A 15,685-nucleotide genomic window follows, 5' to 3' on the forward strand; every position below is an offset into this window, starting at 1 on the left:
TTCGCTCACTTAGCAAAACGGAGCATAAGATGGAGTTTTCACTCGATGATGTCGAGGTTTGGGGGAGATTCTGTATGACGATGAGTTGTTAAGTTATCTTTACAAGGTGGTAGGTCGGTTACCACCTTGCGTGTGTTCGAGCGTTACTTGCCTTCGAGTATCTGCCGATATTCGGCTTCGTCGGCTTGCTTGGCAAAATCCGCCAGCGGTTGGAAGTCGTCGGTGTACCAAACCTCTTGTTGCTTTTTGTTGTCCGGTAGTGCCTCGAAGTGTTTTTCTAGGTCGCTTTTGTGTAGCTCTAGGCTTACCCACTGCTCTATGTCATCACCATTATCAAACTGCGAAGGTAAGCTTAACTCATGGCTTGAACCTGAATAATTGGGTGTCAGCGTCAAGCCAAAGCGATAGTCTCGGAACAGAACGGCCCATTTGTTAGGTAAGCGCTTACTGCTATCCCACCACTTGCCATCAAGCTGTTCAATTTTCTCATCGGTGACGGATTTCGGTTGAGCCTTGAGGTTGTTTAGTGCCTGTGCGAAGGCGTCATCCATCCTTTCAGCGAACTCCGAACTGGAAAGGTTAGGGTTATCGAGCAAGATAGCGCTCGCCAACTGAGCGCCTAACATGTTGGAGTACAAATCTTCGGAAGAAAACGCAGAGGCCAGTTCATCAAAGCCACCCACAGAGATCATGCCGAACCATTGCGCTATCTCGTGCCATTGCGCCAGCCTAAAGGCAATCAACGATGCCGACTGCACTTCCATCTTCAACCGTTGCTGTGCGGTCAATTGGCTATTTTCATGAGCATGCCACTGAATCCGACGCGTTCTCAGTTCATCGGGCAGTTCAATGTAATGATCTTGGCCGAAGTGCTGCTGATTCTGGTGGAACAAGTAGTATGTGTAATCGGCCGTATCACGCACATGGGCAGTATCGATGAAACCGCCTTTTTCTGTGAAGATTAAACCGTTTTTCTCATCGGCCATCCCCAGCAAACTTGCGGATACTGAACTGCTGCCATCATTGTATTTATGATCGCCAATATCATCGGCATCAAGCGTATTGCCTAATGAAAAGAATGGTACCGGTACGCCTACTAGCTTGGCTTTGAGGTCTTTGCCGAAAGCGCAGCATGGCCTCACACCTACTGGGGCTTCGAGCGCAAATACTTGCGTTGATAAACCAAGTAGTACAGTAAGCAGTGAGAGTGTACGTGTCATTCGAAACTTCATTAGATCAAGTCCTCTTAGAATGCTTCATTAATATTGAAATAGAAACCAGTGCTGTCTTTACCAATACCCAGATCGACGCGGACGTTGATGCGGGCTTTAAAGGCGAACCGATAGCCTACGCCTAAAGTGGGTAACCATGTGTCATCAAAAAGTTGATTATATTCAGGCGCGATATTACCTGCTCCCACCCATGCGACCATGCCGTGTCTTTCATTAAAGCTGTGGCGCAGCTCTACTTGAGTCGAAATCTGATTTTCATCTCGGTATTGCCCTTGGTAATAACCGCGCATGCGCTTGTCATCACCGAGCTGAGAATAGCCATACCATGGGATGTCGCCTTCAACACGCTGGCTATAAAGATCCCATGCAATAATGCTGGCGCTGTTGAGCGACCAATATTGGCGAGCATTCAGGGTTAGCTGAGTGAAGTCATAGTCACCACCATAGCGTTGGTTGAAGTCACTCCACTCAACACTCAAGTAGGAACCTTTCCTTGGGTTAGGTTCAAAATCTCGACTGTCGTAGCCGAGTGCGATTGTTGGTCCACTGATCTGGCTTTGTTCTAAATCATTGGGCGTAAACGCCCCTGGATCGGCGTCGAGTGCTGAGAAGTGTTGGTAGTTCCAGCCAGCCATTAGGTAAGTTTCGGGGAGAACTTCCAATGCAACCTTTGGAGCGAAGCTGAAACGCTGCACATCGTATTCAGTTTTATTGGATTCATCCTCTGCCTGAGCTCTGCCTACTCCCCAATAGTAACCTGGTGAATGGCTCAGCCCGCCTTCTACAAGTAGGCGAACTTTATCGTTATTTAAATAAGTCCGGTTATTGGCGACCAAACCATACGAGCCCGATGTCGAGCCGTAAGAACTGATCGTTAAGGTTGAATACGGGGTGGTTGGATTCCAGTCATAAGGGGTATATAAACCCACTGCGGCAACCCCAATACCTAACCCTTGTTCAGGATTGAAGAAAGGGCCGGGCAGGACTCCCCAATCAATGGCTTTGGAATGATCCACTTCATCACTTGAACCCAGTGCGACCAACATCTTGTCCAACCAAGACTGAGGTTCTTCTGCCATTGCTGGCAGAGTCAGTGCTGTGGACAATATCGCTATCGTAAAACGTGTCATAGTGGTGCTTAGAATCGACGGTCAATGGAGAAGAAAATACTCTGGCGATCACCGAATCCAGCTTCTCCGAGTAAATACCAATCCTTATTGATTTGATATTGCATACCAACCAATGGGTTCCACGGAGTGGTGAGATGTTGGGTGACTTCAAAACGAGCATCACTTGGAACAATCCCTGCAAGCCCAGGCGGTAAACCAAGATCTGCGACACTACCAGAAAGATGTTGTTCAACATCTTGGTACATTGCACCTACCCAAACTCGTAGCGGTACATCGTGGGTATTAAAGTCATACCCCACACGTGGTGATACCACAATGGCATCGATCTGGCCGTCGATAATGGTTAAATCACTTTGGGTGTAGCTGGCATCGACTAGCCCGAACCAGTTGCCGTACCCTCCAGCTAGAACAAAGCCGACACCCTTGGTGTAGCCATCTAAATCAAGGCGGAAATCGTTGATCGTACCATTTACGGTATATTCATGCGGTTTTCCACCTGGAAACAGTGGTGGAATGTTCATGGTTAACGACGCATCTACATCGGTTTGAGAATAGCCTTCAAGGATCCCAAACAGAGCGTAAACGTTCAGAAACGGAAACAGCCAGACATCGGCACGAAATGACACCACTTCTGTTTTTTGGGTTCCGTCTTGGGCATCCAGTGCGAGGCCTGGAATGTCGAGTCCTTTCAACATAATTGAGTCAACACTGATTCCCTGTTCCATGCTCATGTAGCTGATGTTAAAGCCGATTGGCTTAGGTAACTCGTAGCCGAGTGCTTCAGCTTTTTCTTTCCAAATTGGTAGAGAAAAAGAGCTGGCAAATACTGAAGGTGAAACCAACAGGGAAAGCAGTAAGGAATATAGCGGACGCTTCATTTATGTCTTCATCAATGGTGACAAATTGTCATCGGTAATACGTTTGCCCTAGGAGCAAACACCCACTGATCCACTTTGATCAGCGCGGCCATCTTACTCCTGAATTTCAAAAAGTAAACTTGAAAGTGTACTTTTTGAATTTAATGGACTACTCTTGCCCACCAGATAAGACGACGTCGGCGGCAAAAAGATGAAAGTGAGTGAGAAAAAGCGCTTAGCCATAATGGAAGCGGCTCAACAGGAATTCGTAGAGCATGGCTATGTAGCGGCCAATATGGACAGGTTATGCGAGCAGGCCGGAGTGTCGAAGCGTACTTTGTATCGCCACTTCGAAAATAAGCAGACCTTGTTTATTGAAGCAATGAGCCACATTGTCCACAGCTTTCGCGACAAGCTCATACTCAATTATGACTCAGCAGAGCCATTAGCGAGTCAGCTCAAACGTCATATGGAAGTTAAGCTCGATGCACTTTATGAAGAGTTTGGTATGCCTCTCGCAAGAATGCTGATCAGCGAGTTTATTCGTGAGCCTGAGCTTGCCCAAGAGTATTTGCGCTTAATCCACCGACGGGATGATGAGCTAGAAAAGTGGATCCAAGCAGCCATAAAAGACGGTAAGTTGATAGAAGGTGATGCTGCGAAAATGACTAAAATGCTGATGTGTCTATACCAGGGGCATTTTTTGTGGCCGCAGTTGGTGTCTAATACGCCGGTTGCAGAGCCAGAAGTGAGAAGTGCTCTGCTTGATGACATCATTCAATTGTTTTTAGCGGGCTACCAAGTGTCTAGCGGGAAAGAAAAAGCCCCGCATGGCGAGGCTTATGATTTTTGACGACACAATGAGCCGCAATTATCTAGATGATTACTGTTGCGCCATTAGGTTTGCAGCCGTTTGATCACCCATTTCGATAAGCTTATCGAGAATCCGCTCTCCATCGGCTCTTACCCCATTGTGCTCATATTCATTGGTGATCCATGCTTTTGAGTTCGGGATCTTCTTCAGTGTTTCACGGCTGATATCCATTTCAACAAACATATCATCGGCGTACACCGCGCAGCTAACCGGCACAGTATTCGTTGCGAGCACTTCATCATTGTAGAGCGGTGTCCAGTCGGACTTCTCAGCTAACATTTGCGCCGCGGTTTGCAGAGGCTTTAAGCATTCATATTGCTCAAACATCCACGGGAAGACCATTTCGCCGGTAAACAAAAAGGGTTTACCCGGCTCATAATTGAACTGATCGTGTTGCTGACGAACGCGATGTGCCGACCAATTAGAAGCCGTATTCTGGCAATAAATCGATTCGTGCAAAATCGCGTAGATAGGGTTAGTTTGAAAAGACTGCTGAGCCAGCATCTCGTTAAGAAACTCATAACGCAGCACTTCCTTTCCATCCACTTCGACAAATGCATTTTCCAGTGAATAGTACATAGGTAAGAAGGTATCGCTCATGCCGAAATTAATACCCAATTGCTGGAACTGTTCTGCGGTAAAACGCTGGCCATTTGGTAGCTGCTCGACGTTATTAACCAGGTGAGTAGCAATCTTTTGGCAAAGCGCTTGTGCTTGAGGGAATTGGGCAAAGAATGCTTGGTTCTTCTCTAAAGTCCGTGCAAAGGTTGCTTGATAAACGTCATCGGCATGGCGAGTGGTTGATGGTACACCACCGGTGATGTATGAGCGCAATAGGCTTTGAGGGAACATAGATAGGTAAGTGATGGAACAGAAACCACCAAAGCTTTGGCCTAAGATTGCCCACTTTTCGACACCTAACTGCTGACGAATTATCTCGGCATCACGAACAATATTATCAGACCTGAAGTGACTTAGGTATTCAGCTTGCTGCTCTGAGGTCATAGAGGCCAGCGTTTGATGAGAGATAACGCTACTGTTGCCAGTACCACGCTGATCGAGCAGCAACACTCGGTAATCTTGCAACGCTCGGTTTAACCAACCTGAAGTGCCGTTTGGCCTTGGTGATGGAAAACCTGGCCCACCTTGAAAATAAACTAACCAAGGCTTTTCGCTATCTGTATCAGACGCAAGGCTCACCTCGCGTGCAAAGATTGTCAGTCGAGTCGCGTTTTGATCTTGGTGGTTGAGTGGCACATCAAAGTAATGTGGTGTGTATTTAATCCCTTTATCAACAAATGATTGGGCAGCGTGAGTCATGACTGAAATCCCTTTGGAGTACGGCTAGAGGTAGGGCTCCTATCTTGGCTGAATTCTGGTTAATTGGGAATGCTAAGAGTGTAAATCTTCGCGAATTTGTTCCCGCGATTCATTTTCAATTATTTTTTGAAAATGATTCAAAAGACACGTGGTTTTTCGTTCTGACGGTTTGCACTATTCTCTCCTCACACCAAGATTGTTACCGCATACAGCGATACGAAAAACATGATTCTTAAAGGTATCCCAATGAATATTGTTCAAAATGCTAAAACTCGTTACTCAACAAAAGCGTTTAACCCAACTAAGAAACTGTCTGAAGAACATGTTCAGGCGGTAAAAGATCTGATCCGCATGAGCCCATCGAGTGTGAACTCTCAGCCATGGCACTTCATCGTCGCTAGCACAGAAGAAGGTAAAGAGCGTATCGCAAAATCAACTCAAGGCGGTTTTGAGTTCAATACGCGTAAAATTCTAGATGCGTCTCATGTTGTGGTGTTTGCCGCTAAAACCAGCATCGACGAACAGTACCTATTGGAATTGCTAGAGTCAGAAACTCAAGCTGGCCGTTTTGACAACGAAGAAAGCAAGCAAGGCATGCACGGCGGCCGTTCTTTCTTTGTAAACATGCACCGTTTTGATCTAAAAGATGCGAATCATTGGATGGAGAAACAGGTTTACTTGAACGTAGGCACATTGCTACTGGGCGCTTCAAGCCTAGGCTTAGATGCAGTACCAATTGAAGGCTTTAATGCGAAAGTGCTGGATGAAGAGTTTGGTTTACGTGAGCAAGGTTATACTAGTGCAGTGATCGTACCGCTTGGCTACCGTAGCGAAGACGATTTCAACGCGGCGCTACCAAAATCTCGCTGGGATGAGTCTCAAGTCTTCACGGAGTGCTAATCCATGGTCCACTTGATTGCAGAAATTAAGGCTGCTCAAGGGCAGGAGCAGAAAGTAGAGCAGCTCTTAACAGAGCTGTTAACACCAACACGCGAAGAAAATGGTTGTTGTCAGTACGAACTGTATAAAGATCAAAACATCGATGGCCTGTTCATCATGCAGGAGATTTGGTGCTCGCAAGAGAGTTTAGATGTGCATTTACAAAGTGAACACCTCACCGCGTTCAGCGCGAAATGCAAAGAAGAAGAGCTATTAGAGTACGTTCAGATGAGACCACTTAGCTTTATCGGCTAACAGCATCTGTAGATACAAAAGACAACGAGGCGCAGTAAGCGCCTCTTTTTGCATTTTGGGGACTGAGTTTATTTGATCTCGGCTAACGCGGTTGCACGTTGAGCGCAGCACTTTTCTTGAATAAACTGCTGAAACTTTCGAATGGTCGGGCTTAGAACCCTGCGATCAGCACACACCATGTAAAGTGGGGCATTTTCTCCGTCCCATTCTGGCAGTATGCGTACTAGCTTGCCATCAATCAGATCTTGGCTGACATCCATGAGAGACTTGTTGGCAATTCCACGACCATGCACCGCCAAGCGATGAATAACGTCACTGTCGTTACTAGAAGGCGTCCCTTTCACCAGTAGGGATGTTTGTTGCTCACCACTGGTTAATGGCCAGTTGTTGTAAAGGCTGTCGGACGTCATGTAGCACAAGCAGTTATGTGACAGCAGATCTTCCGGTTTGGTGATTGGAGGATGTTTACTGATATATTCCGGAGAGGCGCAAAGCACTCGGGCATTGTCTGGACACATTGGGATAGCAATGAGATTAGATTCTGCTGGCTCACCGTAGCGAATCGCAATATCCACGGGCTTTGAATACATGTTGGTTAGGCTGTCGGACAATTCAACTTTCACAGACACATTGGGGTGAGAATCAATAAACTCGTCAATCCAGTAAATCAACAAGTTACGGCCAAAATCAGACGGTGCGCTGAGGTGTAAGTTACCAGATAACTCACCGCGTGAAGAAGATACCAAGTCGAGGCCATCTTGAAGTGTGCTGAGTGCTTGCGTGGTTTTGTCGAGAAAGATTTCCCCTTCACTGGTTAAGCGTAGGCTTCGGGTTGAACGCACGAAAAGTGGAAAACCGATTTGCTCTTCTAACCTTTTGACGCTGGCACTGATGGCGGCTGGCGTCATATCCATGCTGTGTGCAGCACTGGAAAAGCTGCCTTGTCGGGCCGTTTCAACAAAAATATTCAGGTCATTGAGCGCTTTCATAACAGTCCTTAACTGGTGGTACGCTGCTGATAGTAAGCGATCTACGAAGTGAGATAAATCCAGCGCTAGCCATTTTTGCGAATAAACAGTAGCGCAATTCCACCTAAAATTAGCGCGCTAGACACCAGTAAAACGGTATTCAACTGTTCACCAAGTAAGGCTACACCAGCGAACAAAGCGATCACAGGAACACAAAGTTGCGCCACTGATGCCTGAAGTAGCGATAGTGACTTGATGGCGGAGTACCATACAACATACCCCATTGCTGATGCGACGACACCAGACACTGTCGCCCATAACGCGCCAGCAGCTGTGATGCTGTCCAACTCGATTAACCATGGGGAGCAAAGCAGTATGATCACAGCTGCGCTGATAAACCCTTGGGTGGTGCCTATTCTCGGAGAGGACGCTCGTTGGCCTAACATGCTAAAAGCCGCCCATGCGATCCCCGAGACGACCATCAGTACAGCAGACCACAAATCAGGAGCGGTGGCAGAAGGCAACATTAATAGAATGAACCCAACCATAGCGGTGATGAGTCCTAGCCATTCGAACTTATTGAGTCGATTTCCTCGTAGCAGATGAACGGAAATCATCGTGAGTTGCACCGAACCAAACAGCAGTAATGCTCCCGTTCCGGTAGCAAGCTCAAGATAGGCAAAGGAAAAGGTGATGGCATAGATAAACAAGGCGACACCACCGAGGAACAATAATGATTTGTTGTCGGTGAGGCTAACGCGTTCTTTACGTTGAAGAAGTAAGTGAATGACGAGTAAGGTCAATGCACCTGAAATCAAGCGAATAGCGGTAAACGAGCCTGCGTCTATCGCACCTTGCGCTAATGCCAATCGACATAGGAGCGAGTTGGCGGCAAAAGCGATTAACGCGATGGCGGTAATAAGGTAGTGAGACAAGCGTATTTCCCTATTGATAAAGTGTCCGACAGCTAACCGGGTCCATGGTTTGCGCCAGTTGCTAGAGTATCGGTGAAGTAGCGTGTAAGTAAAGTGACCGGAAAGGAAAGAAAAATATCTCATGACGGGCACAGGTTTTGCTTTTACTGCTTTTGTCTTTGTTGGTTATGGAGATTTTAAAACAAGATGGACATCAAAATAGACCCAATCACCTCATCGGGTGTGATTCAGTTATTGCAGGAACACTTAGAGGATATGAACGCGACGTCGCCTCCTGAAAGTGTTCATGCATTAGACCTCACAGCATTGAAAGATCCTAGCGTAACATTTTGGACTGGGTGGGATGGCAGCACACTGTTAGGTTGCGCTGCGATTAAGGTATTAGACGAGCAGCATGCTGAGCTTAAATCGATGCGAACAAGTACAGCGGCACGCAATAAAGGCGTAGCATCGCAGCTGCTTAATTACATTATTTCAGAGTCTAAATCGCGAGGTTATCAGAGGTTGAGCCTTGAAACGGGGTCGATGGAATTCTTTAAACCCGCACGTAAGCTGTATGAAAAGCATGGTTTCCAATACTGCGAACCTTTCGGAGATTACCAACTCGACCCCAATAGCCAGTTTATGACGTTAGCACTGACGTCTTAACGACATTTAGCTTGCCTCGGCGCTCTTTCGGATGAGTTGAGTCGGTGAGAATCCTGTCACCATCATGGTGCCGGAAAGCACCAAAATGGTGCCCGCAATGGTATTGATTCCAATAGGTTCATCTAAGATGAGGTAACCCCACAAAATGCCAAATACGGGAATTAAGAACGTGACCGATAACGCGGAAGCTGGGCCAATATCTGCAATCAAACGGAAATAGAGCAAGTAGGCGACACCGGTACACAGAACGCCCAACGCAACAACCGCAAGAATCTCTGTTTCCGTTGGTACGACGCGCATGGGAATGAAAGGGAGCAGTGGTAACACGATTAATACTGCTGCCCACATATTTCCGTGAGCATTATCGAACGCTGATACCTGCGGGGCATTCTTAGCGTAATTGGTCGCAATGCCATAACAACAGGCCGCCATTACCCCTGCGATGATAGGCAGTGTTGCCCCTTCACCAATTCGCATCGCATCCCAGCCTACTAATATTGCTACCCCTAGTACACCAAGGGCTAAACCAGATATGGCTTTGAACGAAAGTGGGCTTTTATGCCAGAAGAAGCCGATGACTGCTCCCCAGATCGCTGCAGTCGAATTGAGTATTGATAGGGTAGAGGCATTAAGCGTTTGAGCTGAGTAAGCGAACAGCAGGAAAGGCAACGCAGTATTAAATAGCCCAATAGTGAAGAAGTGGCGAGGGTGCTGTATAAATGGCAGCTTACGTTTTAGGTAGATAGCAACCAGCAATAAGCTCAATGCCGCAAAACCGACTCTCGCTTCAATCAGATAAGCCGGGCCAAAGCTATGAGCGGCGATACGCATAAATAAAAATGACGCACCCCAAATCGAAGCTAAACAGACCAAACGTAAAAAACTTGCTGTCGACATTATTCACCTGCCCAATAGAACCTCACTCGGCTAATGTGAAGCAATCCACTTGGTTAGGCAATCAGAATTTTACAATAATGTTAAAACTCACTTTGTAAGTTCAAGCGGATAGTGCTCCATGCTGCCGATATTGTTTGGTCTGTCGAGGTCAAACTATTGCTTGTATCTAGCTATGGCACGGCCGATACCATACAAGGCAAAGCATGCATAAACAGTAAATAACGATGTTGACGCAGCATAGGGAGATGTGAAGTGGGTTGGTAAGCCTAGAACCCAAAGAACACCTAACGCGGGAAGAAGTTGGAATAACGCCAGATAAGGTTTGTTCAATATCGTACGGCCACAGCACTTGATACCGATGGCAAGCCATAGGCCGTAAGATAACGTCACGAAAAACAGATCATGTGGCAGCAGTAACCAAAAACGAGCATCGTGTGGTTGCAGGGTTTCTTCACCAATCATCATTAAGAATGGTGTCATTTGAATGGTTCGAAACAGGATGAATGTTCCAGCTGCGCAAGCCAACCCAAGTAAAAGTGAAGATAGAACGTGTTTGTTCATCGAAAAGGATATGGTTTATAAGTTTGCCGCCACTGTAGCATAGGCGAGGTAACCATATGCGACAGTAGCACATATAAATCGTATGGAAATGTGACAATTAATTTGCCGTGAATGAGGTGTTCGTAAGCGCTCGTTCTTTGCCTACCCTAAACACAGAAATGGCAGTTTTCCTCACTAAGGCCATAGGTGCCTTGCTGACTGGCTAAATGCGCTTGGCCAGCGGTTAGCCCCATTTGGTAACCCTGCTCTAAAGTCTTCTTATTCATCGTCAGTCGCTTTACCGCAAAGTCTTCTGGCGGTGCAATAACACGAACAGTAACGCCTTTTGGCGGTTGGCGAATGAATTCCAGTGAGCGGTTGTAGTTTTCTGCTCGAACCAACATCGCTTGTGCGATTTGTGGGTGTTTGGCGAGAAGCTTTTTTACCAACCAAGGGTATTTAGTCGGGCTCATCTGATAATTGAGTGGATGAGACAGTATGACGGTAATTTCCGTTGCACCACGTCGATAGGCTTCTTCCACCGGAATGGAGTCCGATACACCGCCATCAGCGAAGCAACGACCGGAGAAGCAAGGCGTATCGCGATAGGCTATCGGCAGTGCTGCTGTGGCCTCGATGACACGCCCTAAGTTATCTGGTTGAACGTGATAATACTCTGCGTAGCCCGTTTCAATATTAGTGACGGCAGCATACATTGGAATGGAACTAAAAAGGGTTTTGCTATCAAGTGGAAAGCGAATATTAGATTGCTCCCAAAGCCACTTTACATCAACCAGATTTCCTCCTTTTGCAAAACGCGCGGGATTGAAAAAGGCGGTGTCTGTTGCGAGCTCAGTGATCACGTTTAAACTACGTTGCGGTACGTTAGCAAGATAGCCGACTAAGTTTGAAGCGCCAGCGGATACACCAATAGCAAAGTCGTAGGGCATATAAGCCTGTTGCATAAATGCATCCAATACGCCACTGGCGAAAATACCGCGCATCGCGCCACCTTCAACAATTAGTGCTTTGTTTGTCATGGGGGAACAGTCCATCAAAATTCGAGATTGTGGCTAGAATAATGAACCTTCCGCAGCGAAGAAAATCGCTTCTCTAAATCATATTAATAGGTGATAGCTATCAGCCGTGTTTTCTTTACACGCGCCTTGACCAAGCGACCTCATGGCCAGTTTTTGTTACTTAGAAATGTTTTACTGAATGGAGGTGGGCTGCGATTTTCGTCGACTGGCAAGTCGCTGCTTAATAGGCTCCCAAATTGGCAGGATACCGAGCCCAGCAAATAGGGCGATACTGGCGATTCCAATTACCCCTCCGAGCAGAAAGGTGGCGAAAACTGGTAAGGAAGGTGAAACGAACTGGTGCAGTGACCAAGCTGTGATAGATATGGCTAACGTGATGAGCCACTGTCGGTGAGCGTATTGCAGCGGCTTAATCGATTGAGAGGCCAAGTAAATCAGCATTAGCCGAATCAAGTAGACACCCGCCAGCACGGATACTGTCGCCCACAAACCATAGCTTGGTACCCAATAGAAATAACCGGCCACAGCGAGAGCGGCGCAAAATGCATGGATCCACATTTGGGTTTGGCTCGATTCACCACAATAGCAGCCAAGATTTAAGTAATCTCCAGCATTCTTTATCGTATTGACCATCAGCAGCGCCACAGTGATTAACCCAGCGTTATGGTATTCAGCGGGTAGTATCAGAGAAAGAAAACTAGGTACGGTAAGCGCCATACACAGCGCGACAATGATGCAGAAGTTAACGCCTAGAATCGCCATCTCTGCACACTTTTTCTCACCATCAGGTTTCTGTAACGTAGGAATACGGTTTGGAAACCACCATAGCGCATAGGGCTGTAATATAAGCGGAAGCAACAGGGCGAATTTTACCGCGATGGCATACACTGCCAGCTGTTCGACACCTACAAACTCGGCTAACAGCCATCGATCTAGCCCGGTAATCATATAAACCGATACGGAGCCGACTAAAACAGGCAAACCAAAGCGAAGTAACATGGCGGAATCGGCAAAGTGTCCGAATCTTTCCATTTGCTGCCATTGGAAGCGAACCAGAGCCAGCGCGAGGAAAATGCTCGATAAACACGCTGCGATCAATACCGCATCAATCCCATAGCCTTGCTCCATTAAAACAAATGTAAGCAGAGCTTGAATCAGCGCTTTTGCCACATTCAATTGACAGAATTTTTTCGCCATCGACTGCATACGCATTAACGTCAGTGGAATCGAAATTAGCCCGTCCAACAAAATAGGAATCGCTAGTAGCAAAAGCTGATATGGTTCAAATCGAGCAGGAAGGATAGCGACAAGGCTATTAAGCGATAAAGCGATGGCAACTGCTCCAATCAGCGCCAATAAACAGCTAAGGCTAAAGCAGTTCGAAATGAGTTGCTGCTTGTGTTTACCCTCTGCAGTACCAACATAGCGATACATGGCATCGACCAAGCCAAAGCTGAATAAAATTGTGCCGATATCGGCCAGTAAAACCAAAGACTCTAAGGCCCCAAACTCAGCGACAGTAAGTGTGCGAGTGAGGTAGGGGATCATCAATAGCGAGACCCCTTTCATCATGATGATACCGATGGCGTAATAAACTGATTGAGATAATGCGCCCACAGTTCACCTTCCTTTAGCGACAAGCCGGAGCGAGTGTGAGCAGTGAACGTTTGCAATCACCTAGTATGCTGCGGAGCTTTCTTGGTTGAGGGTGGGCAAACATAGAGCGGCATTGCAACTTCATTGCGGTGAGGTGTTGGCTTAGTTCTCGATGGTAGTCAGCGTAGCCTTCCAGTAAGCGAGCCTGTGCGATGCGAATGGGGCGCTGAGAGTGCGTATAGCCCTGATACTTTTCCAAGATATTTTCGATACAGGCCAAATTGGCAAGGCGCTTTTCATGCGATTGAGTCTGAGAGCCTTGGCGCATTAGATAACCCGTTTTTACCGAGTTGAGTGCGGCGACCGAATGTTTCTCACAAATCCTCAGCCACAACTCCCAGTCCTCACAATAGGTAAAGCTGGAATCAAACGGCTTCATCTGCTTGAGCACATCTGTTTTCACCATCACTGTGGAGGTACCGATAATGTTATTGGCGATAATAAAGTCGAGCGGTTGTTCGAGGAGCAAGAACCGGCGTGTTTCTGATTGGAATTTGTCCCAGTAGCCAAAGCAGTCGATGATCTCTTGATAGCTTTCTGTCAGGTGATTGTAGTTGGTGAAGCTGAGTGCGATCTCTGGGTAGAATTGATGCAGTTCCAGTTGATCGACAATCTTATTGGGTAGCCAAAAATCATCCGCATCTAAAAACGCGATGTAATCGCCTGTGGCTTGTGCAATACCTATGTTTCTCGCCATCGATGCGCCCAAACCGGGCTGATTCAATACCTTGATACGAGAATCTACACTTGCCCAATATTGGAGTAGTTCGTCTGAACCATCGTTGCTGTTGTCGTCAATGACGATGACTTCCAAATCACGGTGGCTTTGCTCTACTACGCTGGATAACGCCTTATTGAGATACTGTTTACAGTTATAAGTGGGGATGATCACCGATACTTTATTCATAGCCAACACTCTCTTTATCTGTTCTTCTTCGTGACTGATTTAGTCTGCGTTTAACCTAGTTTGCGAATAACTTGTATTGCTATTAACAGGGAGCAGGATATGTGCCAATAGCTATCTATTTGTTTTATATGTATTTGTTGGTTAACTTGTCAAAATGCAAAGGCAGCGGCAGTGAAGTGAGTGGAATATCGTTGAAATTGATTCTCAAAATGAGAAATGACAAGCCTCATCCCTTAACTATCAGATAAGTAGGGTGTTTTAATCAGGTGCGAAAGTTGCTTACTCCTAAAAATGGAAGACAATCCTATATGGAGGTCGGGATGAAGAAGGTGGCATTTATCACGCCAACATACCCAGTGCTGAGCGAAACGTTTATCCAAACAGAAGTGGATGCGTTACATGCGTGCGGGCATCAGGTTTGTGTCATGACATTCGAAAAAGAGCCCTCCAAGATAGAGTTTGATTATGATGTAGAAGAAATTGGTTGCGCGTTGGACTGGCATGTATTGAGTTTGTTTAAAGTGCCTAATGTTATCCATGCGGTGTCATTTGTCTGTAGCCAATCATCTTTGCCAAAACGTTCTCTGCTTTATTATGGTGCTCAACTGGCGTTGCAGCTTTCCAAACAGGGTGTGACTCATGCTCATGCTCACTTTTGCCAACATACCACGGCACATGCGATTGTGGCGTCTAAACTGTTAGGTATTGGTTGTTCCTTTGTCGGACACGGACATGATGTTTACGAATCAGCATTTGATATCGACCAAAAGCTCAGATTCAGTGATTTTTCGGTCGCAGTCTGCCGAGATATGTATCACGACTTTCAGCGTACTTTTCCATCTAATATCAAGTATCTGCATTGTGGAGTGAAGCTCGATCAGATCCCACACCTAGAGCGAAAGCAAAGTGACGGTTTGCATTTGGTGTTCGTGGGGCGATTAGTTGAAACCAAAGGTGTCCATTTCTTGTTGCAAGCATTAGCAGAGTTGTTATCGGCAAAGCGTACGCGTCGTACCTCTATCAGGTTAGATATTATTGGTACTGGGGAGCAGCAGTCTCAATTGCAGCAGCTTACCAAACAACTAAATTTAGGTGATAGCGTTCGATTCCTAGGAGCAAAACCTCATCAACAAGTGTTGGAAGCCCTACAGACTTATGACTGTTTGGTTGCCCCATTTTGTTTTTCGGATTCAGGCTGTGTAGACACAGGCCCTTTAGTGCTTAAAGAGGCGATGGCATCAGGTACCCCTGTCATCACTTCAAACATCATGGGTTGTAAAGAGATCGTTGTGCCAGGGACTGGCTACCTAGTGGATGAAAAGGATGCCAGTCAGCTCGCACAAGCCATTGAACAGTTCTCTCAATTAACTAGCAAACAGCGCACGTTGATGGGAAGGGCTGCGCGTCAGCATGTCATCAATAACTTTGATGCCTTCAAGCAAGCTCGCTGTTTATCGGACTGGATTGAGCAAGTGTCTAGCTCTTAA

Annotated in this window: 16 protein-coding genes; 5 read left to right on the forward strand and 11 right to left on the reverse strand. The window is 46.6% G+C overall.

Going from position 1 to position 15,685, the window contains the following annotated elements; translation table 11 throughout:
- Positions 1-143 precede the first annotated feature (143 nt).
- The 3 genes from J4N42_RS15260 to J4N42_RS15270 are packed head-to-tail and all read right to left on the reverse strand — an operon-like array spanning position 144 to position 3,240.
- A complete protein-coding gene (locus J4N42_RS15260; RefSeq protein WP_252033108.1) occupies positions 144-1,220 on the reverse strand; it encodes a DUF4056 domain-containing protein in 1,077 nt (358 codons plus the stop codon).
- A 26-nt stretch (positions 1,221-1,246) separates the two neighbouring features.
- The gene (locus tag J4N42_RS15265) at positions 1,247-2,362 is read right to left on the reverse strand and encodes a BamA/TamA family outer membrane protein (protein ID WP_252033109.1); all 1,116 of its coding nucleotides are present in this window, start codon (positions 2,360-2,362) and stop codon (positions 1,247-1,249) included.
- Positions 2,363-2,370: 8 nt separating this feature from the next.
- Positions 2,371-3,240, reverse strand: a complete 870-nt coding sequence (locus J4N42_RS15270; protein ID WP_252033110.1) for a TonB-dependent receptor — start codon at positions 3,238-3,240, stop codon at positions 2,371-2,373.
- 190 nt (positions 3,241-3,430) lie between these two features.
- Here J4N42_RS15270 and J4N42_RS15275 point away from each other — a divergent pair, with 190 nt between their 5' ends.
- On the forward strand, positions 3,431-4,072 hold the full coding sequence (locus J4N42_RS15275) for a TetR/AcrR family transcriptional regulator (RefSeq protein ID WP_252033111.1): 642 nt from the start codon (positions 3,431-3,433) through the stop codon (positions 4,070-4,072).
- Positions 4,073-4,102: 30 nt separating this feature from the next.
- Here J4N42_RS15275 and J4N42_RS15280 read toward each other — a convergent pair whose 3' ends face one another.
- Positions 4,103-5,413, reverse strand: a complete 1,311-nt coding sequence (locus tag J4N42_RS15280; protein WP_252033112.1) for an alpha/beta fold hydrolase — start codon at positions 5,411-5,413, stop codon at positions 4,103-4,105.
- Between the two features lie 246 nt (positions 5,414-5,659).
- On the opposite strand from J4N42_RS15280, the gene nfsB reads away from it, so the two are divergent.
- Positions 5,660-6,313, forward strand: coding sequence for an oxygen-insensitive NAD(P)H nitroreductase (nfsB, locus tag J4N42_RS15285; RefSeq protein WP_252033113.1), 654 nt, complete (start codon positions 5,660-5,662; stop codon positions 6,311-6,313).
- 3 nt (positions 6,314-6,316) lie between these two features.
- Entirely contained in the window at positions 6,317-6,607 is a 291-nt protein-coding gene (locus J4N42_RS15290) for a putative quinol monooxygenase (RefSeq protein ID WP_252033115.1), read from the forward strand.
- A gap of 68 nt (positions 6,608-6,675) precedes the next feature.
- Here J4N42_RS15290 and J4N42_RS15295 read toward each other — a convergent pair whose 3' ends face one another.
- Entirely contained in the window at positions 6,676-7,596 is a 921-nt protein-coding gene (locus tag J4N42_RS15295; RefSeq protein ID WP_252033117.1) for a LysR family transcriptional regulator, read from the reverse strand.
- Positions 7,597-7,661: 65 nt separating this feature from the next.
- Positions 7,662-8,510: a DMT family transporter gene (locus J4N42_RS15300; protein ID WP_252033119.1), complete on the reverse strand. Its 849-nt coding sequence runs from the start codon at positions 8,508-8,510 to the stop codon at positions 7,662-7,664.
- A 186-nt stretch (positions 8,511-8,696) separates the two neighbouring features.
- Here J4N42_RS15300 and J4N42_RS15305 point away from each other — a divergent pair, with 186 nt between their 5' ends.
- Positions 8,697-9,158: a GNAT family N-acetyltransferase gene (locus J4N42_RS15305; RefSeq protein WP_252033120.1), complete on the forward strand. Its 462-nt coding sequence runs from the start codon at positions 8,697-8,699 to the stop codon at positions 9,156-9,158.
- 6 nt (positions 9,159-9,164) lie between these two features.
- Here the strand turns inward: J4N42_RS15305 and J4N42_RS15310 are convergent, their stop codons facing one another.
- The 5 genes from J4N42_RS15310 to J4N42_RS15330 form a co-directional block, all read right to left on the reverse strand.
- Positions 9,165-10,055 (reverse strand): DMT family transporter, encoded by an 891-nt coding sequence (locus tag J4N42_RS15310; RefSeq protein ID WP_252033122.1) that lies wholly within the window; start codon positions 10,053-10,055, stop codon positions 9,165-9,167.
- Positions 10,056-10,208: 153 nt separating this feature from the next.
- Positions 10,209-10,535, reverse strand: a complete 327-nt coding sequence (locus J4N42_RS15315) for a hypothetical protein (protein ID WP_252033124.1) — start codon at positions 10,533-10,535, stop codon at positions 10,209-10,211.
- Positions 10,536-10,762: 227 nt separating this feature from the next.
- Positions 10,763-11,635 carry a patatin-like phospholipase family protein gene (locus J4N42_RS15320; protein ID WP_252033126.1) on the reverse strand — a complete coding sequence of 291 codons (873 nt, stop codon included), beginning with the start codon at positions 11,633-11,635 and terminating at the stop codon, positions 10,763-10,765.
- Between the two features lie 171 nt (positions 11,636-11,806).
- Positions 11,807-13,252, reverse strand: coding sequence for a lipopolysaccharide biosynthesis protein (locus J4N42_RS15325; RefSeq protein WP_252033128.1), 1,446 nt, complete (start codon positions 13,250-13,252; stop codon positions 11,807-11,809).
- A gap of 13 nt (positions 13,253-13,265) precedes the next feature.
- Positions 13,266-14,198: a glycosyltransferase family 2 protein gene (locus J4N42_RS15330; protein ID WP_252033130.1), complete on the reverse strand. Its 933-nt coding sequence runs from the start codon at positions 14,196-14,198 to the stop codon at positions 13,266-13,268.
- Between the two features lie 320 nt (positions 14,199-14,518).
- On the opposite strand from J4N42_RS15330, the gene J4N42_RS15335 reads away from it, so the two are divergent.
- The gene (locus tag J4N42_RS15335; RefSeq protein WP_252033132.1) at positions 14,519-15,685 is read left to right on the forward strand and encodes a glycosyltransferase family 4 protein; all 1,167 of its coding nucleotides are present in this window, start codon (positions 14,519-14,521) and stop codon (positions 15,683-15,685) included.

Source organism: Vibrio sp. SCSIO 43135, assembly GCF_023716665.1.
Taxonomy (GTDB): Bacteria; Pseudomonadota; Gammaproteobacteria; order Enterobacterales; family Vibrionaceae; genus Vibrio; species Vibrio paucivorans.